Raw genomic sequence first — 24,243 nt, forward strand, 5'->3', positions numbered from 1 at the left:
GGGCCCGGGCGGACCGAGCGGCCCGGGCGGACCGAGCGGCCCGAGCGGCCCGAGCGGCCCGAGCGGACCGGGTGGTCCGGGTGGCGAGGGGGACGGGGGCGCCGTGCCCGCGCCGCGGACGGCCGTGGAGTGGCTGGCCTCGGCCGCGCCGGATCCCGAGGCGTGCCGCTTCGAATGGGAGCGCAACCCGCACGGCGTCACCCTGCTGCCCGCCGGGCGGCGCTGGGACGTGCTGATCCTGTCCGCCGAGCTCGGCTATCCGACGCTCGACGTGCTCACCCGCCTCGTCGACCGCCCAGGACCGGTGCTCGCCGACTTCGGCGACGCCCGGATGGGCTTCTTCGTGCCCCCGGGCACCGCGACCCGCTGGCTCGGCACCGGGGTGCGCAGCGCGGGCTCCGGGACCTGGATCGTCGTCCCGTACCCGGGGCGGACCAGCGGCGGGGTGCGCTGGCTGGTGGCCCCGGACGCCGCGGGCACCCTCACCGACGCGACCCTGCTCGAACTGGCGATGCACGAGGCGGCGGGCCAACTGGCCCGGGGTGACGGAGGGACGGGCACCGGCTGACCGCGCGAACGTCTCGAAACGCCCGTGTGAGGGCACCCGCACCCGCTCGCGCACCCGGCCATGGACAGAGGTCTTGACCACTTGATTGGTCTGGACCATGCTGTGGCGCGCTCCACCTCGATTCCCCCACCCCCGGAGGCAGTTGTGGACCGCACCAGACCCCTCAATCTTCTGCTGGCGGGCGTGCTCGCCGCCGGTGGCGCCGTGGCGCTCGCCCCCGTGGCCCACGCCGCCGACAGCGAACTCGCCCGCAACGGCGGCTTCGAAGCCGCCCTGGACGGCTGGAGCTGCACGGCCGGCAGCGGGGCCGCCGTCACCTCCCCGGTGCACGGCGGTACGAAGGCCCTGCAGGCGACCCCGGCCGGCAGCGACAACGCCAAGTGCTCCCAGACCGTCACCGTGCTGCCGAACTCCCGCTACACGCTCAGCGGCTGGGTCCGCGGCTCCTACGTCTACCTCGGCGCCTCCGGCACCGGCACCACCGACGTCTCCGCCTGGACCCAGTCCGCGCCGGACTGGCAGAAGCTCTCCACCAGCTTCACCACCGGCGCCTCCACCACCTCGGTGACGATCTACACCCACGGCTGGTACGGCACCGGCGCCTACCAGGCCGACGACCTCTCGCTGTTCGGGCCCGGCGGCGCCCCCGTGCAGATACCCGCCACGCCGACCGGACTCGCGGCCGGCAACGTGACCTCGTCCGCGGTGACCCTCAACTGGCCCGCGGTGCCCGGCGCCACCTCGTACCGGATCTACCGGGACGGGGTGCTGATCGCGACCGTCAGCGGCAACACGTACACCGCGACCGGCCTCACCGCGGCCACCGCCTACCGCTTCGAGGTGTCGGCGGCCAACAGCGCGGGCGAATCGGCGAAGTCCGCCCCGGTGACCGCCACCACCGGCACGGGCGGCGGCGGCAACCCCGGCGGCCAGCTGCCCGCGCACGCCCTGGTCGGCTACCTCCACGCCAGCTTCGCCAACGGCTCCGGCTACACCCGGATGGCGGACGTACCGGACTCCTGGGACGTCATCAACCTCGCCTTCGGCGAGCCGACCTCGGTGACCTCCGGCGACATCCGCTTCAAGCTGTGCCCGGCGACCGAGTGCCCCGGCGTCGAGTCGGAGGCCGACTTCAAGGCCGCGATCAAGGCCAAGCAGGCCGCGGGCAAGAAGGTCCTCATCTCGATCGGCGGCCAGAACGGCCAGGTGCAGCTGGCCAGCACGGCCGCCCGTGACACCTTCGTCTCCTCGGTCTCGAAGATCATCGACGACTACGGCCTCGACGGCCTCGACATCGACTTCGAGGGCCACTCGCTGTCGCTGCAGACCGGCGACACCGACTTCCGCAGCCCGACCACCCCGGTCGTCGTCAACCTGATCCAGGCGGTCAAGACCCTCAAGGCCAAGTACGGTGCGAAGTTCGTGCTGACCATGGCACCGGAGACCTTCTTCGTCCAGCTCGGCTACCAGTTCTACGGCTCAGGCCCCTGGGGCGGTCAGGACCCGCGGGCCGGCGCCTACCTGCCGGTCATCCACGCCCTGCGCGACGACCTCACCCTGCTGCACGTCCAGGACTACAACTCGGGCCCGATCATGGGCCTCGACAACCAGTACCACTCCATGGGCGGCGCCGACTTCCACATCGCCATGACCGACATGCTCCTCACCGGCTTCCCGGTGGCGGGCAACACCGACCGCGTCTTCCCGGCCCTGCGCCCCGACCAGATCGCCATCGGCCTCCCCGCCTCCACCCAGGCGGGCAACGGCTACACCACCCCGGCCGAGGTCAACAAGGCCCTGGACTGCCTCACCAAGAAGACCAACTGCGGCACCTACCAGACCCACGGCACCTGGCCGGGCCTGCGCGGCCTGATGACCTGGTCGATCAACTGGGACCGCTTCAACGGCGGGGAGTTCAGCCGGAACTTCGACTCGTACTTCCCGTAGGGATCCCGCAGGCATTCCCGTAGGGATCCCGTAGCCGTCCTGTAGTAAGGCGCCCGGGTCGCGGGCGGCGCCGGTCCGGCTCAGCCGGCCGCCGCCGCCCGCGCCCCGAGCCCCGCCCGGTCCAGCTCCCGCAGCATCGCGGGCAGTTCCGGCGCCTCCCCGGCCGCCGCCGTCAGCTCGTCCGGCGTCAGGGCGTACGCCTCGGCCAGTTCGAGCAGCGCCGCCGCGTCCACGGCCGCCGCGTCCCCGGGCCCGCGCACCGCTTCGCGCGCCAGTTCACGCAGCAGGAGCAGCGCCTCGGCCCGCACCACGAACCGGCTCATGCCGCAGTCGAGACCGTCGTCGTCGAGGTCGGCGGGGTACGGGGCGCGGCCCCAGGCGCCGTCCTCGTACCAGTAGACGCAGCCCAGTTCGTTGCCGGAGAGCCGGTCGCGCAGCTCCTCGTACGGCAGCCAGTCCGGGCCGCCCGCCAGCATGTCGACGGGCGGCTCGTACCACTTCGCCCCGCTCGACTCGTCCTCGCCGTACAGCACCCAACGGCCCTCGGCGACCCGGGTGAAGGTCCACCAGGTGCCCCCGCAGTCGTCCAGGTGCAACCCCTCGTCGTCGATCCAGCAGCCGGTCCGGTACCCGGTCTCGCGCTCCCCGGCGGCGCTCGCCTGGACGACGGCGGCCAGCGCCCAGCGGGCCCACAGCAGTTCGGGCGCGGGCAGGTCGGCGGGGCGGCCGGGGCGGTCGATCGTCATCAGCTCTCCGTGGGGCGGTCGGTACGGGAGGGTTTCCGGGTACCGGCGCGGCGGCCGGGGCCGTACCGCTGCGCGTACACCGGCCAGCGCAGCAGCGGCACGCACAGGGCGAGCGAGGCGAGCACGTCCAGCGGCCAGTGGAAGCCGCGGAGGATCAGGCCGGTGGCGGTGACCGCGGTGAGCAGGGCCGCCAGGGGGAGCAGGCGGGGGGAGACCAGGAGGGCGGCGCCGGTGTAGGCGATCAGGGCGGTGGCCGTGTGGCCCGAGGGGTAGTAGCCGGTGGCCCAGGGCTCCAGGGGGCCCGGGCGGGCCGTCCACTCCTTCAGCGGGACGATCAGGAGCGGCACCGCGGCCATCGCCAGACCCGCCCAGAGCGCGGCGGCGCGGCGCCCGCGCCGGACGGCGTACAGCATCGCGAGGGCGAGGACCGGGAGGGCGACCGTCATGTTGCCGAGGTCGGCGGCGGATTCGCTCAGGCCGCGCGGGACGGTGTCCACCAGGGCGCGGGAGAGGCGTTCGTCGAGCCGGGCCAGCGGTCCGTGGACCAGCACCTGCCAGGTGACGACGGCGAGCACGGCCACCGACCAGAACACAGCCGACCGCCCCGGAACAGGGGGGGTGGTTCCGGGGCGGTCGCCTGGACCGGGCTGCCGCGCGCCCCGGGGGGTGTGGGGCGGGCGGCCATCCGATCGGTGAGGAGTTCCGGAGCCCAGGGCTCCAGCGGTGTGCGCGGTGGCACGGTGTGGACGGGGCTGGGGAGGCTCCGCCCGGGGTGTTTCTCTCATCTGCAGAAACCGTACGCCACGGGAGCGGGGACCGACAGCCGGATCCCCATCCCGCCATCGGCCCCCCACACCTTCTTCACACCGGGTCCCGATCGCTCCGGATCGGTCCGAACCGGTGTCGGAGCGGGCGTCCGGGTGTACGCCTCGGGGTGCCCCGGGACCCGGTCCGCCCGCCCCGAACGGGCGTCAGAGAGACGCCAGCGCCGACTCGATGACGTCCAGGCCCTCGTTCAGCAGGTCCTCGCCGATCACCAGCGGCGGCAGGAAACGCAGCACGTTGCCGTAGGTGCCGCAGGTGAGGACGAGGACGCCCTCGGCGTGGCAGAACTTGGCGAGCGCGCCGGCCGCCTCGGCGTGCGGCTCCTTGGTCGCCGGGTCCTTGACCAGCTCGATCGCGATCATGGCGCCGCGGCCGCGGATGTCACCGATGACCGGGAACTTCTCCTGCATCGCGGTCAGCCGGGCCTTCATGACCTCCTCGATGCGCTTGGCCTTGCCGTTGAGGTCGAGCTCCTTCATGGTCTCGATGGCACCGAGCGCACCGGCGCAGGCCACCGGGTTGCCGCCGTAGGTGCCGCCGAGGCCGCCACCGTGCACGGAGTCCATGATCTCGGCGCGGCCGGTCACGGCGGCGAGCGGCAGACCGCCCGCGATGCCCTTGGCGGTGGTGATGAGGTCCGGGACGATGCCCTCGTCGTCACAGGCGAACCACTGGCCGGTGCGGCAGAAACCGGCCTGGATCTCGTCGGCGACGAAGACGATGCCGTTGTCGTTGGCGAACTTCACGATCGCGGGCAGGAAGCCCTTGGCCGGCTCGATGAAGCCGCCCTCGCCGAGCACCGGCTCGATGACGATCGCGGCGACGTTCTCCGCGCCGATCTGCTTGGTGATGTTGTCGATCGCCTGGGCGGCGGCCTCGGGGCCGCAGTTCTCCGCACCGGTGGGCCAGCGGTAGCCGTAGGCGACCGGCACGCGGTAGACCTCGGGCGCGAACGGGCCGAAGCCCTGCTTGTACGGCATGTTCTTCGCCGTCATGCCCATGGTGAGGTTGGTGCGGCCGTGGTAGCCGTGGTCGAAGACCACGACGGCCTGGCGCTTGGTGTACGAACGGGCGATCTTCACCGCGTTCTCGACCGCCTCGGCGCCCGAGTTGAACAGCGCCGACTTCTTGGCGTGGTCGCCCGGGGTCAGCTCGGCGAGCGCCTCGCAGACCTCCACGTAACCCTCGTACGGCGTCACCATGAAACAGGTGTGGGTGAAGTCCTGGAGCTGCGCGGAGGCGCGGCGCACCACGGCCTCGGCGGAGGCGCCCACGGAGGTCACGGCGATGCCGGAACCGAAGTCGATCAGGAGGTTGCCGTCGACGTCCTCGATGATGCCGCCGCCCGCACGCTTGGTGAACACCGGCAGCGTGGAGCCCACGCCACCGGCGACCGCGTCGAGACGGCGGGCCTGAAGCTCCTGCGACTTCGGGCCGGGGATGGCGGTGACGACGCGCCGCTCCTGCGGGACAGCGTTCATGCGGGGCTCCTGGGGGTGTTCTGGACGCACTTGTGGGTTTCCTCCGCAGGCTAGGGGCGGAGACGGGGCGGGGGCATGCGCCGATCGGGAGTGATGGGGGGTGTGTCGTTGTCCGTGATGGATATGACGGAGTCCCGGGTACTCCGTCCCGGTGGGGTCGGGCGGAGCTCGCCAATCCGCTCCGGCGGGGACGCGGGCCACTAGATTGACGGTGGCACAGTTGCGGCGGCCTGGCTGGTCAGGGGGCAGGGACAGATGGAGAGCGACGGTACGCCCGGGATGTCGGGTACGTACGGTACGGGGGCGGCGCCCGGCGGTCCCGGCGGTCCCGGCGGTCCAGCCCCGGCCTCGGGACCGGCGGCCGGGGGAGTGCCGCCGATGCCCGCCCGGCCACCGGCCGTGACACCCGCCGCCGTGCCGCCCGCCGCCGTGCCGCCCGCGCCCGGCCGTCCGCCGATCGCGCCGCCGCCCGCGAGCCCGGTGGCGGAGTGGCTGGACGCGCCGCGGCCGAAGGCGGGGGCGGGGATCTGGCGGCTGCGGTACGCGCCGCGGCCGGAGGCGCCGGAGCGGCTCGCGCCCGCGACCGTCGCCGGGATGCTGATCCCGCTCGCCCTCGGTCTGCTGGCCTGGTCGGCGTGGCGCTCCGAGGTGTTCCCGTACAAGGCCGAGTTCCTCTGGCTGCTGACCCCCTCGGAGTGGTGGTACCCGGCGACCACCTCGCCGATCGACTGGCACGGCCAGGCCGCCCGCGCCATGTACGACGGGGTGTTCCTGCTCGTGCTGGTCGTCGCCATCGGCTTCCTCGGCGCCTGGCGCCGGATCGTCCGCCACTACCTGGGGCGGTTCCGCCCCGGGGCCCGCGCCACCCTGACCGCGGCCATGGCCTTCGGCACCCTCGTGCTGGTCTGGCCCGAGGCGTTCGGTCTCGGCTGGGACCCGCTGCCCGTGACCGAGCCGGTGCTCGCCCTGGTCGCCCTGCTCACCGGCGGCTTCCAGGCGTTCACCTCGCCCTTCGTCGTCTACACCCTCTACACCCTCATCACCCTCCTCGTCCTCTGGCCCTTCGCCCTCCTCGGCGACTGGCCCGGCCTCCTCCGCTCCTGGCGCGCCGCCCGCCGCGCCACCCCCGCCCCCACCGTCCCCGCCCAGGGCGCCCCCGCCGTCCCCCGCTCCCAGTGGCCCGCGCTCCGCGAGGCCGGGGAGTGGCAGGCCGCCGACGCGCTCGCCGCCGAGGTCGCGCGCGGGCGGATGAACGACGTCGACTGCGCCCGCGTCGACCGGGCCTGGCGGGAGGTGCGGCGGGACGCGGCCGGGCGGGCCGCGTTCACCGGCCGGGTGGTGCGGGAAGGCGGCGCCACCGGGACGCATCCGTCCGGGGAGCGGGACCTGCCCCGCCGGGCCGCCACCCACGACCTGCTGCTCGGGCAGGTGCGGGTCGGCCGGTTCCCGGTCACCGAGCGGACCCCGCACGCCTACCAGGAGGCCGGGCTCGCGCTCGATCCCGGGCTGCTCGGCACCTCGCTGCTCGCCGTCGGCCCCTCCGGCGCGGGCAAGACCCGGGCGCTGACCGGGCCGGTCACCGAGTCCCTCACCCTGCAGGCCCTCGCGGGCGGCTGCTCCGTCGTCGCCGTCGGCGCGGCCGGGGCCGCGCTCGGGCCGGACGGCTCGTACGACGTGGTGGTACGGCTCGGCGACCCGGGCTCCCCGCACGACCTGGACCTGTACGCCGGGGCCACCGACCCCGACGAGGGCGCCGCGTTCCTCGCCGAGGGCCTGGTCGGCGACCTCGCCGAGGTCGAGACCCGGCGCGCCGCCACCGTGCTCGCCCAGCTCATCGGCCCCTACCGGGCCGTGCACGGCCGCTTCCCCACCGTCGCGGTGCTCCGCGAACTGCTCGACGCCCGCCCCGAGACCCTGCGCGCCCTCCTCGACCAGGTGCCCGCGACCGGCGCGCAGGGCATGCGGCGCGAGCTGGAGTCCCGGATCCGGCAGGCCGGCACCGCCGCCGACCTCGGGCCGGTGCTCGCCGACCGGCTCGCCGCCCTCGACCGGCCCGTGTTCGCCGAGTTCTTCGGCGGCCGCAAGGGCAGTACGCCGTTCTCGCTGCGCGCCGTGGTCCAGCACCCCGTACGGGTCAGGATCAGCCTCCCCGACGGCGCCCACGAGGAAGCCGCCCGCCTTCTCAACCGCCTCCTCCTCGCCCAGTTCCAGGCCGTCGTCCGGGACCGCCCGGCGCGCGGCCACTTCGCCTGCCTGGTGCTCGACGACGCTGCCGGGGCGCTCACCGCCGGGACCGTGCGCGGCCTGCAGCGGCTGCGCCCGCAGCACGCCGGCGCGGTGCTCGCCCTGCGCACCCTCGCCGAGGTGCCCGAGGCGCTGCACGGGCCGCTGCTCGCGAGCGTCGGCTGCCGGATGGCCTTCGCCGGGATCTCCAACTGGGACGGCCGCGCCTTCGCCGAGGCATGGGGCACCGAGCGCGTCGAGACCACCGAGGTCGCCCACCACACCGTCTTCGCCGACCAGCCGATGACCCGCGCCTTCCACGCGGTGCGCAAGCTGATGACCGGCAAGGCGGTCACCACGGAAGCGGTGACGGTACGGGAGGTGGAGCGGGAACGCTGGTCCGCGTCGCAGCTCGCGCACGAGGTGCCGCCCGGGCACGCCGTGCTCTCGCTGACCCACGTCGGCGGCGAGCACACGCCCCCGCTCCTCGTCGACCTGCGCACGCAGGCGGTCGGCACGTAGGCCGTGCGGCAGGACGGCACATAGGAGCGCGGCCCGTACGGCGGGACTGGCACAATCAGGGACACGCCGCCCCCGACGCGCGGCGGGCGCCCTCCCCACCCCCCACGCGCTCCCCCGCACCCCAAAGGCCGACGGTCCCCACATGCCGCCCACCCTCGCCTCGCTCGTCCAGCACTCGGCGCTGAAGCTCGTCGTCCGCGCCGGTGAGGACCGGCTCGACACGCCCGTGCGCTGGGCGCACGTCAGCGAGCTCGCCGATCCCGTCCCCTATATGGAGGGCGGCGAGCTGCTGCTCACCACCGCGCTCACCCTCGACGCCGAGGACCCGGAGGCGATGCGGCGCTACGTACGGCGGCTGCTCGACGCCGGGGTCGTCGGGCTCGGCTTCGCCGTCGGCGTCAACCACGACGCGATCCCGGCGGCGCTCCTCGACGCGGCCCGCCAGGAGCACCTGCCGCTCCTCGAAGTGCCGCGCCGTACGCCGTTCCTGGCCATCAGCAAGGCGGTGTCGGCAGCCATCGCCGCCGACCAGTACCGGGCCGTGACCGCCGGGTTCGAGGCGCAGCGCGAACTGACCAGGGCGGCCCTCGCCGAGGGCCCGGACGCGGTCGTCGCCCGGCTCGCCGGGTACGTCGACGGCTGGGCCGCGCTGTACGACACCTCCGGCACCGTCCTCGCGGTGGCACCGGACTGGGCGGCCCGCCGGGCGGCCCGGCTCACCCCCGACGTGGAGCGGCTGCGGGAGCGGCCCGCGCCCGCCAGCGCCGTGGTCGGCGGGACCGACGAGCGGGACGACCGGGTCGAGCTGCAGTCGCTCGGCACCGGACGGCGGGTGCGCGGGGCGCTCGCCGTCGGCACCGGGGCGCCGCTGGGCACGGCGGAGCGGTACGCGGTGCACTCGGCGATCGCGCTGCTCACCCTGACGACGGAACGCTCCCGTTCGCTACAGGCCGCCGAGCAGCGGCTCGGCGCCGCGGTGCTGCGGATGCTGCTCGCCGGGCAGCCGGACCACGCCAGGGCGGTCGCGGGCGGACTGTACGGCGGGCTGCTCGACGCCCCGTTCCGGCTGCTGATCGCGGAGCCGGTGCCGGGCGGGGAGGCGAAGGACGGTGCCGAGGCGCCGCTCGCGGTGCTCGCGGAGCACCTGGAGACGGCGGCGGCCCGCGCGGGCGAGTCGGTGCTGACCGTGCCCGAGGGCCCGGAAGGCGGCGAACGGCTCGTCGTGCTCGCCGGGGACGGCGGCGCGGTGGTCGCGGCCTGCGCCGGGTACGCGGCGCGGGAGGCCGAGGAGGCCGGGCTCGTCGTCGGACTGTCCGCGCCGACCGGGCCGATCGCCGCGGCCGCCGCGTACAAGCAGGCCGAACAGTCGCTCTCGGTCGCCCGGCGGCGCGGCCGCGCCCTGGTCGAGCACGAGGAACTGGCGGCGGGCTCGGTCCTGCCGCTGCTCGCCGACGACGCGGTACGGGCGTTCGCCGACGGGCTGCTGCGCGCCCTGTACGAGCACGACGCGACCGGGCGCGGCGATCTGGTCGCCTCGCTGCGGGCCTGGCTGTCCCGGCACGGACAGTGGGACGCGGCCGCCGCCGACCTGGGCGTGCACCGGCACACGCTGCGCTACCGGATGCGGCGGGTGGAGGAGATCCTGGGCCGTTCGCTGGACGATCCGGACGTGCGGATGGAGCTGTGGCTGGCGCTGAAGACGACCGGCGGGGGAGCGGTCGCCCCCTCGGGGCCGTCCTCGGCCGAGGCCCAGGGGCAGGCCGCGCCGGTCGGCTCGGCCCCGGCCCGGCGCCCGGCGGCGCGCACCTCGTCCCGTACGCCCAAGCCGGCGGATCCGGACGTTCCGGAGGATCCGCGCCCCTAGCGGGCCCGGAAAGGTCAAGAAAGGCCCTGCCCTGCCCGCCTCCGGGCAGGATTCCTGGTGTCAGGAGCGTCCGGTGCCTACTCTCCTGCGCATGACACAGCGTCCCACCGCCGCGCCCGACCCGGCCCCCGCCTCCTCCGGCGGCCCCAGCGGCCCCGCCGCCCCGTCCGTCGGCCCGCCCCGGCGGATCTCCGGGGCCGTCTGGGCCGCGCTCGGCATCGTCTACGTCGTCTGGGGCTCGACGTACCTCGGGATCCGGATCGCCGTCGAGACGCTGCCGCCGTTCCTGTCCGCCGGGATGCGGTTCAGCGCCGCCGGACTGATCCTGCTCGCCGTGATCGCCGCCCGCGAGGGCGTCGGCGCGCTCAAGGTGAGCCGACGGCAGCTGGGCTCCGCCGTGCTCGTCGGAGTGCTGCTGCTGGTCGGCGGCAACGGGCTCGTCGTGCTCGCCGAGACCGGCATCCCGTCCGGGCTCGCCGCGCTCCTGATCGCCGTCGTGCCCGCCTGGGTCGTCGTGTTCAAGGCGCTCACCGGCGAACGGCCGGGCGTGCGCGGCCTCGCCGGGGTGCTGCTCGGGCTCGCCGGGCTCGCGGTCCTGATGCTGCCCGGGATCAGCGGCGAGGTGCGGACCAGCGGGGTGGTCCTGGTGGTGGTCGGCACCCTGATGTGGTCGGTCGGCTCGTTCTCCTCCTCACGGCTCCCGATGCCCGGCAACCCGTTCACCGCGAGCGCGTACGAGATGATCGCGGGCGGCGTCGGCGGCTTCGGCGTCGCCCTGGCCCGCGGCGAACAGCACGGCTTCGACGTCTCCGCCGTCTCGGGCCGCTCCTGGACCGCCCTCGGCTACCTCGTCGTCTTCGGCTCGCTCATCGCGTTCACCGCGTACGCCTGGCTGCTGCACACCGCCCCGATCTCGCTGGTCGCCACCTACGCGTACGTGAACCCCGTCGTCGCCGTCGCCCTCGGCTCGCTCGTCCTCGACGAGGCGCTGACCTGGCCGATCGTCCTCGGCGGCGCGATCGTGGTGGCCGGGGTCTGGCTGATCGTCTCCACCGAACGGCGCACCTGACCACCGCACCCCACCGCATTCCCGCCGCGCCCGCCACCGCCGTCACGCCCTCCTCCCGCCAAAGCGGACAGGTACCAGGGGGCACCACTCCAACACGGACAAGCGCCGCTCCGCCCGCTTCGCCCTAACGTGTCACGAGAGCGTGCGAGCACCCCCGCGCGCCATCCCCGAAACGGAAAGGGCCGGGCCGCAATGACGACCACCCACGCCTTCTGGCTCGCCGGCCGCGAGGCCACCGGCGAGGCCGCCTTCGACGTCACGAACTCCTTCGACGGACGTCTGGTCGGCAAGGTCAGCGTGCCCACCGAGGCCCAGGTCGAGGAGGCCGTCGCCGCCGCGCACGCCGTCGTCGACGAGTTCGCCGCCTCCCCGGCGCACGTCCGCGCCGCCGCCCTCGACCACGTGTCGAAGCGGCTCGCCGAGCGCACCGAGGAGATCGCCCAGGTCATCTCCGCCGAGAACGGCAAGCCCATCAAGTGGGCCCGCGGCGAGGTCGGCCGGGCCGTGTCGGTGTTCCGGTTCGCCGCCGAGGAGGCCCGCCGCTGGAACGCGGGCGAGGCGCAGCGCCTGGACACCGAGGCCGGTGGCGTGGGCCGGTTCGCGCTCACCCGGCGGATCCCGAAGGGCGTCGTGCTCGGCATCGCGCCGTTCAACTTCCCGCTGAACCTCAGCGCCCACAAGGTCGCCCCGGCCATCGCCGTCGGCGCCCCGATCATCCTCAAGCCGGCCCCGTCGACGCCGATCTCCTCGCTCATCCTGGGCGAGCTGCTCGCCGAGACCGACCTGCCGGCCGGCTCCTGGTCGATCCTGACCGTGCCCAACGACCGGATGCCCGCCCTGGTCCAGGACGAGCGCCTGCCGGTCATCTCCTTCACCGGCTCCGACACCGTCGGCTACGCCATCCAGCAGTCCGTGCCGCACAAGCACTGCACCCTGGAGCTCGGCGGCAACGCCGCCGCCGTCGTGCTGCCCGACTGGTCCTCCGAGGCCGACCTGGACTGGGCGGCGAGCCGGATCGCCACCTTCTCCAACTACCAGGGCGGCCAGTCCTGCATCTCGGTGCAGCGCGTCATCGCCGACACCTCGGTCTACGACCGGCTGGTCCCGAAGATCGTCGCCGCCGTCGAGGCGCAGGTCACCGGCGACCCGGCGGACGACGCCACCGACGTAGGACCGCTCGTCGACGAGAACGCCGCCAAGCGCGTCGAGGGCTGGGTGGACGAGGCCGTCGCCGCCGGTGCCACGCTCCTCGCGGGCGGCAAGCGCGAGGGCGCGACCTACGCCCCGACCGTCCTCGCCGACCTCCCGGCCGATGTCACCCTGGCCCGCGCCGAGGTGTTCGGCCCGGTCCTCACCCTGGCCCGGGTCGACGGCGAGGCCGCGGCGTTCGCCGCGGTCAACGACTCCGACTTCGGCCTCCAGGCGGGTGTCTTCACCCACGACATCCAGGCCGCGTTCCGCGCCCACCGCGCCCTCGAGGTCGGCGGCGTGATCGTCGGCGACGTCCCCTCGTACCGCGCCGACCAGATGCCGTACGGCGGCGCCAAGCGCTCCGGCGTCGGCCGCGAGGGCGTCAAGTACGCCATGGACGACTACACCTACGAGCGGGTCCTGGTCCTCACCGGCCTCGCCCTGTAGCCCCTGTAGCCGATCCCGGTCGCCCGTACGCCTGCCGTACGGGCCCTCGGACCGACGGCCCGAGCCCACTGTGCGGGGGCTCGGGCCGTCCGCATGCCCGGACCCGTACGCGCACCCGGAGCGGACAGGGTCAGGCCACCGGCGCGTCCGTCAGCCGGACCACCCGCGCCGGGCCCGCCCGGAACGCCTTGTTCGTCTCGGCCGCCGCCACCATGTGCGGCGCCGCGTCGTGCGCGGCCAGTGCCGCCGCCGACGCCCAGCGCTCCAGGAGCACGAAACGGTCCGGGTCGTCGGCGACCCGGTGCAGGTCGTACTGGAGGCAGCCGTCCTCCGCGCGGACCAGCGGGGCGAGCCGCGCGAACGCCGCCGCCTGCTCGGCGCCGCGGCCCGGCAGGGCGGTGAGGTGGATGAGGAGCTTGATCGTCTGCGACATGGCGGGGACCCTACGCGCCCGCCCGGCGCTGCCGCTCGTCTTTCCGAACCCCGGGACATCGGGTACGACGGAGGGGTAGCCACCGCCCCCCCCGGGGCCCCCGACGAGCGGCGAGGTGAGCCCTCATGTCCGCACCCACCCAGCGCCCGCCCAAGGTCACCGAACGCGAGGCCCGGCAGGTCGCCGAGGCCGCCCGCCAGCAGGACTGGCAGAAGCCCAGCTTCGCCAAGGAACTGTTCCTCGGCCGCTTCCGGCTCGACCTCATCCACCCCCACCCGCTGCCCGCCGACGAGGACGTCCGGCGCGGCGAGGCGTTCCTCGCCACCCTGCGCGCCTTCTGCGAGACCGAGATCGACGGCGCCCGCATCGAACGCGAGGCCCGCATCCCCGACGAGACCATCGCCGGGCTGAAGCGAATTGGCGCGCTCGGCATGAAGATCGACCCGAAGTACGGCGGCCTCGGCCTCACCCAGCTGTACTACAACCGGGCGCTCGCCCTGGTCGGCTCGGTCAGCCCGGCGCTCGGCGCGCTGCTCTCCGCGCACCAGTCGATCGGCGTACCGCAGCCGCTGAAACTCTTCGGCACCCAGGAGCAGAAGGACACCTTCCTGCCCCGGCTCGCCCGCACCGCGATCTCCGCGTTCCTGCTCACCGAGCCCGACGTCGGCTCCGACCCGGCCCGGCTCGCCACCACCGCCGTCCCGGACGGCGACGACTACCTGCTCGACGGGGTGAAGCTGTGGACCACCAACGGGGTGATCGCCGACCTCCTGGTGGTGATGGCCCGGGTGCCCGCGTCCGAGGGCCACAAGGGCGGCATCACCGCCTTCGTCGTCGAGGGCGACGCCCCCGGCGTCACCGTCGAGCACCGCAACGCCTTCATGGGCCTGCGCGGCCTGGAGAACGGCGTCACCCGCCTCCACCAGGTACGGGTCCCCGCCGCGCACCGGATCGGCCCCGAGGGCGCGGGCCTCAAGATCGCCCTGACCACCCTCAACACCGGCCGGCTCTCGCTGCCCGCCGCCTGCGCGGGCGCCGGGAAATGGTGCCTGAAGATCGCCAGGGAGTGGGCGGCAGAACGCGAGCAGTGGGGCAAGCCGGTCGCCCGGCACGAGGCCGTCGGCGTCAAGATCTCCTTCATCGCGGCCACCGCCTTCGCCCTGGAGGCCGTCGTCGACCTCGCCTCCCAGCTCGCCGACGAGGACCGCAACGACATCCGCATCGAGGCCGCCCTCGCCAAGCTGTACGGCTCCGAGATGTCCTGGCGGATGGCCGACGAACTGGTCCAGATCCGCGGCGGCCGCGGCTACGAGACCGCCGCGTCGCTCGCCGCCCGCGGCGAACGGGCCGTGCCCGCCGAGCAGATGCTGCGCGACCTGCGGATCAACCGGATCTTCGAGGGCTCCACCGAGATCATGCACCTGCTGATCGCCCGGGAGGCCGTCGACGCCCACCTCGCCGTCGCGGGCGACCTCATCGACCCCGACACCCCGCTCGCCGACAAGGCACGGGCCGGGGCGAAGGCGGGCGGCTTCTACGCCCGCTGGCTGCCGAGACTCGTCGCCGGACAGGGCCAGCTGCCCGGCGCGTACGGCGAGTTCGGCGAGCTCGCGGGACACCTCAGGTTCGTCGAGCGGACCTCCCGCAAGCTCGCCAGGTCCACCTTCTACGCCATGTCGCGCTGGCAGGGCCGGATGGAGCTCAAGCAGGCGTTCCTCGGCAGGATCGTCGACATCGGCGCCGAACTGTTCGCGATGAGCGCTTCCTGCGTCCGCGCCGAACTGCTCCGCACCACCGGCGACCACGGCAAGGCCGCCCACCAGCTCGCCGACGCCTTCTGCCGGCAGGCCCGGCTGCGGGTCGACGACCTCTTCACCCGGCTGTGGACCAACACCGACGACCTCGACCGGCGGGTCGTCGACGGCGTCCTCGCCGGGACCTACACCTGGCTGGAGGAAGGCATCATCGACCCCAGCGACGACGGCCCCTGGATCGCCGACCCCACCCCCGGCCCCGCCACCCGCCCCAACCAGCACCGCACCATCCCCTAGGGCGTCCCCGGGCGCGTCCACCTGCCGGACCGGGCCGCGACCCGGCGGCCCGGCACGGCAGGATGACCGCCGTGACCGTCATCGACATCCCCGGCTCCAAGTCCGTCACCGCCCGCGCGCTGTTCCTCGCGGCCGCCGCCGAAGGCACCACCACCCTGCTGCGGCCGCTGCGCTCGGACGACACCGAGGGCTTCGCCGAGGGCCTGAAGGCGCTCGGCTACGCCGTACGGCAGGAGCCGGACGCCTGGCACATCGAGGGCAGCCCGGCCGGGCCGCCCGCCACCGACGCCGACGTCCAGTGCCGCGACGGCGCCACCACCGCCCGCTTCCTGCCCACGCTCGCCGCCGCCGGCCACGGCACCTTCCGCTTCGACGCCTCCGCGCAGATGCGCCGCCGCCCGCTCGGCCCGCTCACCACCGCGCTGCGCGCGCTCGGCGCCGACCTCACCCACGGCGAGCGCGAGGGCCACCACCCGCTGACCGTCACCGGCCACGGCATCAAGGGCGGCGCGATCCGGCTCGACGCCGGACAGTCCTCGCAGTACCTCACCGCACTGCTGCTGCTCGGCCCGCTCACCACCGAGGGCCTCACCCTCACCGTCACGGACCTCGTCTCGGAGCCGTACGTCGAGATCACCCTGGCGATGATGCGCGCCTTCGGGGCCGAGATCACCCGCGGCGAAGCCCCCGAAGGCCGCACCTACACCGTCGCCCCCACCGGCTACCGCGCCACCACCTACGCCGTCGAGCCGGACGCCTCCACCGCCAGCTACTTCTTCGCCGCCGCCGCCCTGATGCCCGGCGGCGCGGTCACCGTCCCCGGGCTCGGCACCGGCGCCCTCCAGGGCGACCTGGCCTTCACCGACGTGCTGCGCCGGATGGGCGCCGACGTCACCACGACCGCGACCGGCACCACCGTCCGCAACACCGGCACCCTGCGCGGCCTCACCGTGAACATGCGGGACATCTCCGACACCATGCCGACGCTCGCCGCGCTCGCGCCGTTCGCCGAAGGACCGGTCCGCATCGAGGACGTCGCCAACACCCGGGTCAAGGAGTGCGACCGGCTCGACGCCTGCGCCGAGAACCTGCGCCGCCTCGGCGTCGACGTCGCCACCGGACCCGACTGGATCGAGATCCGGCCCGGTGCCCCCGCCGCCCCCGGCAGCCCTGCCGGACCGGCCGGACCTGCGGAGATCGCCACCCACGGCGACCACCGGATCGTGATGTCCTTCGCGGTCACCGCCCTGCGCACCCCCGGCATCCGCTTCGACGACCCCGGCTGCGTCCGCAAGACCTTCCCGGACTTCCACACCGTTTTCGAAGCCTTCGCACGGGGGCTGTGAAGAGCGCACAGTCTTTACGGCAAGAATGGGGGGCATGAGCGACCGCCCCTCTCCTCTCGCCGACCCGCACACCGTCTTCGACGCGGCCCCGGGCCGCCGGGACGTCGTCGTGCTCGGGTCCACCGGATCCATCGGCACCCAGGCCATCGACCTGGTCCTGCGCAACCCCGACCGGTTCCGGGTCACCGCCCTCGCCGCCTCCGGCAGCCGGGTCGGGCTGCTCGCCGAGCAGGCGCACCGGCTGGGCGTCGCCGCGGTCGCGGTCGCCCGCGAGGACGCCGTCGAGGAGCTCCGTACCGCCCTGCGGGCGTTCTACGGCACCGCGCCGCTGCCCGAGATCCTGGCCGGCCCCGACGCCGCCACCGAGCTCGCCGCCTCGCCCTGCCACACCGTCCTCAACGGCATCACCGGCTCCATCGGCCTCGCGCCGACCCTGGCCGCCCTCCGGGCCGGCCGCACCCTGGCGCTCGCCAACAAGGAGTCGCTGATCGTCGGCGGCCCGCTGGTGAAGGAGCTCGCGAAGCCCGGCCAGATCATCCCGGTCGACTCCGAGCACGCCGCCCTCTTCCAGGCGCTGGCCGCCGGCACCCGCGCCGACGTGCGCAAGCTGGTCGTCACCGCGTCCGGCGGCCCGTTCCGCGGCCGGACCCGCGACCAGCTCGCCGACGTCACCCGCGAGGACGCCCTCGCCCACCCCACCTGGGCGATGGGCCCCGTCATCACCGTGAACAGCGCCACCCTGGTCAACAAGGGCCTGGAGGTGATCGAGGCCCATCTGCTCTACGACATCCCGTTCGACCGGATCGAGGTCGTCGTCCACCCCCAGTCGTACGTGCACTCCATGGTCGAGTTCACCGACGGCTCCACCCTCGCCCAGGCCACCCCGCCGGACATGCGCGGCCCGATCGCCATCGGCGTCGGCTGGCCCGACCGGATCCCCGACGCGGCCCCCGCCTTCGACTGGACGACCGCCTCCACCTGGGAGTTCTTCCCGCTCGACAACGAGGCGTTCCCCGCGGTCGGCCTGGCCCGGCACGTCGGCACCCTCGGCGGCACCGCGCCCGCCGTGTTCAACGCCGCCAACGAGGAGGCCGTCGACGCCTTCCTCGCCGGACGGCTCCCGTTCAACGGAATCATGGACACCGTCACCGCCGTCGTCGACGAGCACGGCGACCCCGGCCGGGGAACCTCGCTCACGGTCTCGGACGTCCTGGAAGCGGAGACCTGGGCACGGGCCCGGTCCCGGGAACTCGCGGCGAAGGCAATCGCGGAGGCGCGCGCATGACCATTCTCCTGACCGTCCTCGGCATCGCGCTGTTCGCGCTGGGACTCCTCGTCTCCATCGCGTGGCACGAGCTGGGCCACCTCTCCACGGCCAAACTCTTCGGCATCCGGGTGCCGCAGTACATGGTGGGCTTCGGCCCCACCATCTGGTCGCGGAAGAAGGGCGAGACGGAGTACGGCATCAAGGCCATCCCGGCCGGCGGCTACATCCGGATGATCGGCATGTTCCCGCCCGGCAAGGACGGCCGCATCGAGGCCCGCTCCACCTCCCCCTGGCGCTCCATGATCGAGGACGCCCGCGAGGCGTCCTTCGAGGAACTCGCCCCCGGCGACGAGGACCGGCTCTTCTACACGCGCAAGCCGTGGAAGCGCGTCATCGTCATGTTCGCCGGACCCTTCATGAACCTGATCCTGGCCGTCGTGCTGTTCTTCGGCAGCGCCATGGCGATCGGCTTCGAGACCCAGACCACCAAGGTCGCCGGGGTCACCACCTGCGTCATCGACCAGAGCGAGAAGCGCGACGCCTGCAAGCCCGGCGACCGCCCCTCGCCCGCCAAGGCCGCCGGACTCCTCAAGGGCGACCGGATCGTCGCCTTCAACGGACAGCCGGTCTCCGACTGGAACACCCTCTCCGACCGCATCCGCGCCACCACGGGCCCGGCCACCGTCACCGTCCAGCGGGACGGCAAGGATTTGGTCCTGCACGCGAACCTGCTGGAGAACAAGGTCCTCAAGAAGGACGCCGACGGCCGGGTCGCCCAGCCGCTCCAGTACGTCTCCGCCGGCTACCTCGGCTTCGAGTCCGGCCGCGAGGTCGTACCGCTCACGTTCGGGGAGTCCGTCGACCGGATGTCCGAACAGCTCCAGGCGGGCGTACAGTCCGTGATCGCCCTGCCCGGCAAGATCCCCGCCCTCTGGGACGCCGCCTTCGGCGACGGCGAGCGCAAGCAGGACTCCCCGGTCGGCGTCGTCGGCGCGGCCCGGATCAGCGGCGAACTCATGAGCGTCGAGGCCCCGCCGCAGACCCGGCTGGTCTTCTTCCTCCAGCTCGTCGTCATGTTCAACGTCTCGTTGTTCCTGTTCAACATGCTGCCGCTGCTCCCGCTCGACGGCGGGCACATCGCCGGCGCGCTGTGGGAGTCGATCCGCCGCCACACCGCCCGGATCTTCCGGCGGCCCGACCCGGGCCCCTTCGACGTCGCCAAGCTGATGCCGGTGGCGTACGTCGTGGCGGGCGTCTTCGTCTGCTTCACGCTGCTCGTCCTCGTCGCCGACGTCGTGAACCCGGTGAAGATCACCTGACGGAACCTGATGCCCCGGTGACGCTCCGGTGACGCTCCGGGGGCCCGCGAGGGCCCCCGGACGGCCCGGAACCCGTGCGGTGGCGGGCCCGCCACCACGGGGGCGGTAACCTCGAATACCTGAGCCCGATGAACCACACCTTGGGGTTGTACAGCTGATGACCGCGATCTCTCTCGGTATCCCGTCCGTTCCGACCCGGCTCGCCGAACGGCGCAAGAGCCGCCAGATCCAGGTCGGATCGGTGGCCGTCGGCGGCGACGCCCCCGTGTCGGTCCAGTCGATGACCACCACCCGCACCTCCGACATCGGCGCGACGCTCCAGCAGATCGCCGAGCTCACCGCCTCCGGCTGCCAGATCGTCCGGGTCGCCTGCCCGACCCAGGACGACGCCGACGCGCTCGCCACCATCGCGCGCAAGTCGCAGATCCCGGTCATCGCCGACATCCACTTCCAGCCGAAGTACGTGTTCGCCGCGATCGACGCGGGCTGCGCGGCGGTCCGGGTCAACCCGGGCAACATCAAGCAGTTCGACGACAAGGTCAAGGAGATCGCCAAGGCCGCGTCCGCGGCGGGCACCCCGATCCGGATCGGCGTCAACGCGGGCTCGCTCGACGCGCGACTCCTCGCCAAGTACGGCAAGGCCACCCCCGAGGCGCTCGTCGAGTCCGCGCTGTGGGAGGCGTCCCTCTTCGAGGAGCACGGCTTCCGCGACATCAAGATCTCGGTCAAGCACAACGACCCGGTCGTCATGGTCAACGCCTACCGCCAGCTCGCCGCCCAGTGCGACTACCCGCTGCACCTCGGCGTCACCGAGGCGGGCCCGGCCTTCCAGGGCACCATCAAGTCGGCCGTCGCCTTCGGCGCGCTGCTCGCCGAGGGCATCGGCGACACCATCCGGGTCTCCCTCTCCGCGCCGCCCGCCGAGGAGATCAAGGTCGGCATCCAGATCCTGGAGTCCCTCAACCTCCGCCAGCGCCGCCTGGAGATCGTCTCCTGCCCGTCCTGCGGCCGCGCCCAGGTCGACGTCTACAAGCTCGCCGAGGAGGTGACCGCCGGCCTGGAGGGCATGGAGGTCCCGCTCCGCGTCGCCGTCATGGGCTGCGTCGTCAACGGCCCCGGCGAGGCCCGCGAGGCCGACCTCGGCGTCGCCTCCGGCAACGGCAAGGGCCAGATCTTCGTCAAGGGCGAGGTCATCAAGACCGTGCCCGAGTCGAAGATCGTGGAGACCCTCATCGACGAGGCGATGAAGATCGCCGAGCAGATGGAGAAGGACGGCATCGCGAGCGGCGAGCCGACGGTCTCCGTCGCGGGCTGACGTTCACGCGCCCCGTACGACGCCCTGCGAAGCCCCTCCACCCGGACCCGGGAGGAGGGGCTTCCGCGTACCCGGCCCCCGGGGTTGCCTGCGGGTGCGGGCCCGCCCGGGCGCCGTGACCCGTGCGGGCCTGCCCCCGTGGATGACCACAGGTGCGGGCCCACTGGTTGGGCGAGTGAGCCGAAGGGGCGCGTCGAGGGAACAGTGCCGAGCGCGCGCAGCCCCCGAGGTACGAGGGGGTGAGCACGGTCGGTGCTGTGAGCTCGGCTGCAGCGCCCCGGAGGCGAACCGAGCCACAAAAAAGCGTAAGGTGCCAGAAAGCTGCAGTCCGGACGGTGAGGCCCTTCGTGTTGACGCAATCCTCGACGCGGGTCCTCGAACCCGCCGACCTCGACGCCGCGCTCGCCGTCCTCGACAGCGCGCCCGTCGAGAACGCCTTCGTGACCGCCCGCGTCCAGCTCGCCGGGCTCGACCCGTGGCGGCTCGGCGGTGAGATGTGGGGCTGGTACCGCGACGGGCACCTCACCTCGCTCTGCTACTCCGGCGCCAATCTGGTGCCGATCTGCGCCACCCCCGAAGCGGTCCGCGGCTTCGCCGACCGGGCCCGCCGGATCGGGCGCCGCTGTTCCTCGATCGTCGGGCCCGCCGAGCCCACCGCCCAGCTGTGGCGGCTGCTCGAACCCAGCTGGGGCCCCGCCCGTGACGTCCGCGCCCATCAGCCGCTGATGGTCACCGACCGGCCCGCCGCCGCCGTCACGGCGCACCCCGGGGTGCGCCGGGTCCGCAAGGACGAGATGGAGGTGATCATGCCCGCCTGCGTCGCCATGTTCACCGAGGAGGTCGGCGTCTCCCCGCTCGCCGGGGACGGCGGACTGCTCTACCAGGCCCGTGTCGCCGAGCTCGTGGGCTCGGGCCGCGCCTTCGCCCTGATCGAGGACGGCAAGGTCCTCTTCAAGGCCGAGATCGGCGCCGCCACCCGCCTCGCCTGCCAGATCCAGGGCGTCTGGGTGGCCCCCGAGCACCGCGGGCGTGGCCTCTCCGAGACCGGTATGGCCGCCGTCGTCGACTCCGCCCTGACCGATGTGGCCCCGCTCGTCAGCCTGTACGTCAACGACTACAACGCGCCCGCCCGCGCCGCCTACCGCCGCGTCGGCTTCGAGGAGGTCGGCGCCTTCATGAGCGTGCTGTTCTGACCGGCTTGTAGGGTGCGGCGCATGGATGCCACCGAGGACACCGCGGCCACCGGCGACACCGGCGACACCGGGAACGCAGGCGACACCGGGACTGCCGGGACCGCCGCGAGCACCGGCGTCGTGATCTCGCCGGTCGATCTCGGCGCCCGGGTCGACGAGGCCCTCGCCGTCCAGGCCGTCGCCTTCGGCCTCGACGCCGCCGAGGTGGCCGTACGCCGCCACATCGTGCTGCGTCACCTCCTCAACCCCGGCGCCCTCGCCTACGGCGCCCTCACCCCCGAGGGCCGTCTCGTCGGCTTCGTGTACGGGATGCCCAACGACCGCTCCCACTGGTGGTCCACCGTCGTCGAGCCGTACCTCCGCGAGGGCGGCCACGACCACTGGCTCGACGACTCCTTCGTCATCACCGAACTCCATGTGCATCCGGGCTTCCAGGGCCGGGGGCTCGGCCGCGGTCTGCTCACCACCATCACCGGCCGCTCGGACCTGCCCCGCTCGATCCTCTCCGCGATCGACACCGAGAGCCCGGCCCGCGCCCTGTACCGCTCGCTCGGCTACACCGACCTCGCCCGCCAGGTGCTGTTCCCGAGCGCGCCCCGCCCGTACGCGGTGATGGGCGCCCCGCTGCCGCTGCCGCGGCGCGCGCCCCGTACGGGTAACTGATTTCTCCGAGCCGACCTCGCCCGGCTAACCTCGGGGCCATCACACTTTTCACCGCAGGAGAGTTCCCCATGGCCCAGGTCCAGCGCATGTCCCGGTTGATGGTCAAGACACTGCGCGACGACCCGGCGGACGCCGAGGTGCTCAGCCACAAGCTCCTCGTCCGCGCGGGGTACGTGCGCCGGACGGCCGCGGGCATCTGGAGCTGGCTGCCGCTGGGCAAGAAGGTGCTCGCGAACGTCGAGCGGATCGTCCGCGAGGAGATGGACGCCATCGGCGCCCAGGAGGTCTCGCTGCCCTCGCTGCTGCCGCGCGAGCCGTACGAGGCGACCGGCCGCTGGGACGAGTACGGCGCCGAGCTGTTCCGCCTCCAGGACCGCAAGGGCGGCGACTACCTGCTCGGCCCCACCCACGAGGAGATCTTCACCCTGCTGGTGAAGGACCAGGCGTCCTCCTACAAGGACCTGCCGGTCATCCTGTACCAGATCGCCGCGAAGTACCGCGACGAGGCCCGCCCCCGGGCCGGCATCCTGCGCGGCCGCGAGTTCCTGATGAAGGACTCGTACTCCTTCGACGTCGCCGACGAGGGCCTCGCCGAGGCGTACGCCCAGCACCGCGCCGCCTACCAGCGGATCTTCGAGCGCCTCGGCCTCGACTACCGCATCTGCGCCGCCACCGCGGGCGCCATGGGCGGCTCCAAGTCCGAGGAGTTCCTGGCCCCCGCCGAGGCGGGCGAGGACACCTTCGCCGACTGCCCGAACTGCGATTTCGCCGCCAACACCGAGGCCGTCGGCTTCGCCCTGAAGGCCGTCGACGGCTCCGCGGTGCCCGCCGCCGAGGACATCCCCACCCCGGACACCCCGACCATCGAGACGCTGGCCGCCTCGCTCGGCGTCCCGGCCTCCGCCACCCTGAAGAACCTCCTGGTGAAGGTCGACGGCGAGATCGTCGCCGTCGGCGTCCCCGGCGACCGTGAGGTCGACCTCGGCAAGGTCGAGGCGCACTTCGCCCCGGCCACCGTCGAGATGGTCACCGAGGCCGACTTCGCCGAGCGCGCCGACCTGGTGCGCGGCTACGTCGGCCCGCAGGGCCTGGAGAAGGTCGGCTACATCGCCGACCCGCGGGTCGCCCCCGGCACCGCCTGGATCACCGGCGCCAACAAGCCCGGCACCCACACGAAGAACGTCGTCGCGGGCCGCGACTTCGAGGTCGACGCGTACGTCGACGTCGTCGTCGTGGAGGAGGGCGACCCGTGCCCCAAGTGCGGCACGGGCCTCAAGCTGGACCGGGCGATCGAGATCGGCCACATCTTCCAGCTCGGCCGCAAGTACGCCGACGCCCTCAAGCTCGACGTCCTCGGCCAGAACGGCAAGCCGGTCCGCGTGACCATGGGCTCCTACGGCATCGGCGTGTCCCGCGCCGTCGCCGCCCTCGCCGAGCAGTCCGCCGACGAGCAGGGCCTGTGCTGGCCCGCCGAGGTCGCCCCGGCCGACGTCCACGTCGTCGCGGCGGGCAAGGCGCTCCAGACCGAGCTGGCCCTCGAGGTCTCCGACAAGCTCGCCGCCGCGGGCCTGCGGGTCCTGGTCGACGACCGCGCCGGGGTCTCCCCGGGCGTCAAGTTCACCGACGCGGAGCTCATCGGCGTCCCGAAGATCCTGGTCGCGGGCCGCCGCTCCGCCGAGGGCGTCCTGGAGCTGAAGGACCGCCGCACGGGCGAGCGCGAGGAGCTGTCGGTCGAGGACGCGATCGCGCGCCTGTCCGCCTGACCCCTGCCGC

Annotated in this window: 18 protein-coding genes; 14 read left to right on the top strand and 4 right to left on the bottom strand. The window is 73.7% G+C overall.

The annotated features are described in order from the left end of the window. Nucleotides 1–103: 103 nt before the first annotated feature. Both ACIPXM_RS30485 and ACIPXM_RS30490 read left to right on the top strand, forming a co-directional pair. On the top strand, nt 104–568 hold the full coding sequence (locus tag ACIPXM_RS30485) for a hypothetical protein (RefSeq protein ID WP_401662117.1): 465 nt from the start codon (nt 104–106) through the stop codon (nt 566–568). Between the two features lie 144 nt (nt 569–712). Next, entirely contained in the window at nt 713–2,515 is a 1,803-nt protein-coding gene (locus tag ACIPXM_RS30490) for a chitinase (protein WP_401662120.1), read from the top strand. 80 nt (nt 2,516–2,595) lie between these two features. Here the strand turns inward: ACIPXM_RS30490 and ACIPXM_RS30495 are convergent, their stop codons facing one another. The 3 genes from ACIPXM_RS30495 to gabT form a co-directional block, all read right to left on the bottom strand. Continuing rightward, on the bottom strand, nt 2,596–3,261 hold the full coding sequence (locus ACIPXM_RS30495) for a hypothetical protein (protein ID WP_401662122.1): 666 nt from the start codon (nt 3,259–3,261) through the stop codon (nt 2,596–2,598). Next, nucleotides 3,261–3,854 (bottom strand): phosphatase PAP2 family protein, encoded by a 594-nt coding sequence (locus tag ACIPXM_RS30500; RefSeq protein ID WP_401662124.1) that lies wholly within the window; start codon nt 3,852–3,854, stop codon nt 3,261–3,263. Before ACIPXM_RS30500 ends, ACIPXM_RS30495 begins: the two co-directional genes overlap by 1 nt. A gap of 378 nt (nt 3,855–4,232) precedes the next feature. After that, nucleotides 4,233–5,567 (bottom strand): 4-aminobutyrate--2-oxoglutarate transaminase, encoded by a 1,335-nt coding sequence (gene gabT / locus ACIPXM_RS30505; protein WP_401662127.1) that lies wholly within the window; start codon nt 5,565–5,567, stop codon nt 4,233–4,235. 378 nt (nt 5,568–5,945) lie between these two features. On the opposite strand from gabT, the gene ACIPXM_RS30510 reads away from it, so the two are divergent. The 4 genes from ACIPXM_RS30510 (at nt 5,946) to ACIPXM_RS30525 (ending at nt 12,883) form a co-directional block, all read left to right on the top strand. Continuing rightward, nucleotides 5,946–8,312 (top strand): ATP/GTP-binding protein, encoded by a 2,367-nt coding sequence (locus ACIPXM_RS30510; protein ID WP_401662129.1) that lies wholly within the window; start codon nt 5,946–5,948, stop codon nt 8,310–8,312. 142 nt (nt 8,313–8,454) lie between these two features. Further along, nucleotides 8,455–10,176 (top strand): PucR family transcriptional regulator, encoded by a 1,722-nt coding sequence (locus ACIPXM_RS30515; protein ID WP_401662132.1) that lies wholly within the window; start codon nt 8,455–8,457, stop codon nt 10,174–10,176. A 91-nt stretch (nt 10,177–10,267) separates the two neighbouring features. After that, nucleotides 10,268–11,245 (top strand): EamA family transporter, encoded by a 978-nt coding sequence (locus ACIPXM_RS30520; protein ID WP_401662135.1) that lies wholly within the window; start codon nt 10,268–10,270, stop codon nt 11,243–11,245. A 192-nt stretch (nt 11,246–11,437) separates the two neighbouring features. Continuing rightward, on the top strand, nt 11,438–12,883 hold the full coding sequence (locus ACIPXM_RS30525) for an aldehyde dehydrogenase family protein (protein ID WP_401662138.1): 1,446 nt from the start codon (nt 11,438–11,440) through the stop codon (nt 12,881–12,883). 130 nt (nt 12,884–13,013) lie between these two features. Here the strand turns inward: ACIPXM_RS30525 and ACIPXM_RS30530 are convergent, their stop codons facing one another. Continuing rightward, nucleotides 13,014–13,316, bottom strand: coding sequence for a putative quinol monooxygenase (locus ACIPXM_RS30530; RefSeq protein ID WP_401662141.1), 303 nt, complete (start codon nt 13,314–13,316; stop codon nt 13,014–13,016). Between the two features lie 125 nt (nt 13,317–13,441). On the opposite strand from ACIPXM_RS30530, the gene ACIPXM_RS30535 reads away from it, so the two are divergent. The 8 genes from ACIPXM_RS30535 to ACIPXM_RS30570 all read left to right on the top strand — a co-directional run bounded on the left by ACIPXM_RS30535 (nt 13,442) and on the right by ACIPXM_RS30570 (nt 24,233). After that, the gene (locus ACIPXM_RS30535) at nt 13,442–15,367 is read left to right on the top strand and encodes an acyl-CoA dehydrogenase family protein (protein ID WP_401662144.1); all 1,926 of its coding nucleotides are present in this window, start codon (nt 13,442–13,444) and stop codon (nt 15,365–15,367) included. A 71-nt stretch (nt 15,368–15,438) separates the two neighbouring features. Beyond that, nucleotides 15,439–16,713: a 3-phosphoshikimate 1-carboxyvinyltransferase gene (gene aroA / locus ACIPXM_RS30540; protein WP_401662146.1), complete on the top strand. Its 1,275-nt coding sequence runs from the start codon at nt 15,439–15,441 to the stop codon at nt 16,711–16,713. Between the two features lie 25 nt (nt 16,714–16,738). Then, nucleotides 16,739–17,998 (top strand): 1-deoxy-D-xylulose-5-phosphate reductoisomerase, encoded by a 1,260-nt coding sequence (dxr, locus tag ACIPXM_RS30545; RefSeq protein WP_401662148.1) that lies wholly within the window; start codon nt 16,739–16,741, stop codon nt 17,996–17,998. Further along, nucleotides 17,995–19,299 carry a M50 family metallopeptidase gene (locus ACIPXM_RS30550; protein ID WP_401662151.1) on the top strand — a complete coding sequence of 435 codons (1,305 nt, stop codon included), beginning with the start codon at nt 17,995–17,997 and terminating at the stop codon, nt 19,297–19,299. The genes dxr and ACIPXM_RS30550 overlap by 4 nt, the downstream gene beginning before the upstream one ends. A 157-nt stretch (nt 19,300–19,456) precedes the next feature. Beyond that, nucleotides 19,457–20,614 carry a flavodoxin-dependent (E)-4-hydroxy-3-methylbut-2-enyl-diphosphate synthase gene (gene ispG / locus ACIPXM_RS30555; RefSeq protein WP_401662154.1) on the top strand — a complete coding sequence of 386 codons (1,158 nt, stop codon included), beginning with the start codon at nt 19,457–19,459 and terminating at the stop codon, nt 20,612–20,614. Nucleotides 20,615–20,961: 347 nt separating this feature from the next. Then, complete coding sequence (locus tag ACIPXM_RS30560; protein WP_401662157.1) at nt 20,962–21,807, top strand: GNAT family N-acetyltransferase; 846 nt, start codon at nt 20,962–20,964, stop codon at nt 21,805–21,807. 21 nt (nt 21,808–21,828) lie between these two features. Beyond that, entirely contained in the window at nt 21,829–22,470 is a 642-nt protein-coding gene (locus ACIPXM_RS30565; RefSeq protein WP_401662159.1) for a GNAT family N-acetyltransferase, read from the top strand. Between the two features lie 68 nt (nt 22,471–22,538). Further along, the gene (locus ACIPXM_RS30570) at nt 22,539–24,233 is read left to right on the top strand and encodes a proline--tRNA ligase (protein WP_401662162.1); all 1,695 of its coding nucleotides are present in this window, start codon (nt 22,539–22,541) and stop codon (nt 24,231–24,233) included. Nucleotides 24,234–24,243 lie beyond the last annotated feature (10 nt).

It is taken from the genome of Streptomyces sp. NPDC090025 (assembly GCF_044748125.1).
In the GTDB taxonomy this organism is placed as follows: domain Bacteria; phylum Actinomycetota; class Actinomycetes; order Streptomycetales; family Streptomycetaceae; genus Streptomyces.

Coding starts and splice junctions, on each gene's coding strand:
- ACIPXM_RS30495 (WP_401662122.1), bottom strand. CDS start 3,261: ATGACGATCGACCGCCCCGGCCGCCCCGCCGACCTGCCCGCGCCCGAA.
- gabT (WP_401662127.1), bottom strand. CDS start 5,567: ATGAACGCTGTCCCGCAGGAGCGGCGCGTCGTCACCGCCATCCCCGGC.
- ACIPXM_RS30510 (WP_401662129.1), top strand. CDS start 5,946: ATGCCCGCCCGGCCACCGGCCGTGACACCCGCCGCCGTGCCGCCCGCC.
- ACIPXM_RS30515 (WP_401662132.1), top strand. CDS start 8,455: ATGCCGCCCACCCTCGCCTCGCTCGTCCAGCACTCGGCGCTGAAGCTC.
- ACIPXM_RS30520 (WP_401662135.1), top strand. CDS start 10,268: ATGACACAGCGTCCCACCGCCGCGCCCGACCCGGCCCCCGCCTCCTCC.
- ACIPXM_RS30525 (WP_401662138.1), top strand. CDS start 11,438: ATGACGACCACCCACGCCTTCTGGCTCGCCGGCCGCGAGGCCACCGGC.
- ACIPXM_RS30530 (WP_401662141.1), bottom strand. CDS start 13,316: ATGTCGCAGACGATCAAGCTCCTCATCCACCTCACCGCCCTGCCGGGC.
- ACIPXM_RS30535 (WP_401662144.1), top strand. CDS start 13,442: ATGTCCGCACCCACCCAGCGCCCGCCCAAGGTCACCGAACGCGAGGCC.
- dxr (WP_401662148.1), top strand. CDS start 16,739: ATGGGGGGCATGAGCGACCGCCCCTCTCCTCTCGCCGACCCGCACACC.
- ACIPXM_RS30550 (WP_401662151.1), top strand. CDS start 17,995: ATGACCATTCTCCTGACCGTCCTCGGCATCGCGCTGTTCGCGCTGGGA.
- ispG (WP_401662154.1), top strand. CDS start 19,457: ATGACCGCGATCTCTCTCGGTATCCCGTCCGTTCCGACCCGGCTCGCC.
- ACIPXM_RS30565 (WP_401662159.1), top strand. CDS start 21,829: ATGGATGCCACCGAGGACACCGCGGCCACCGGCGACACCGGCGACACC.
- ACIPXM_RS30570 (WP_401662162.1), top strand. CDS start 22,539: ATGGCCCAGGTCCAGCGCATGTCCCGGTTGATGGTCAAGACACTGCGC.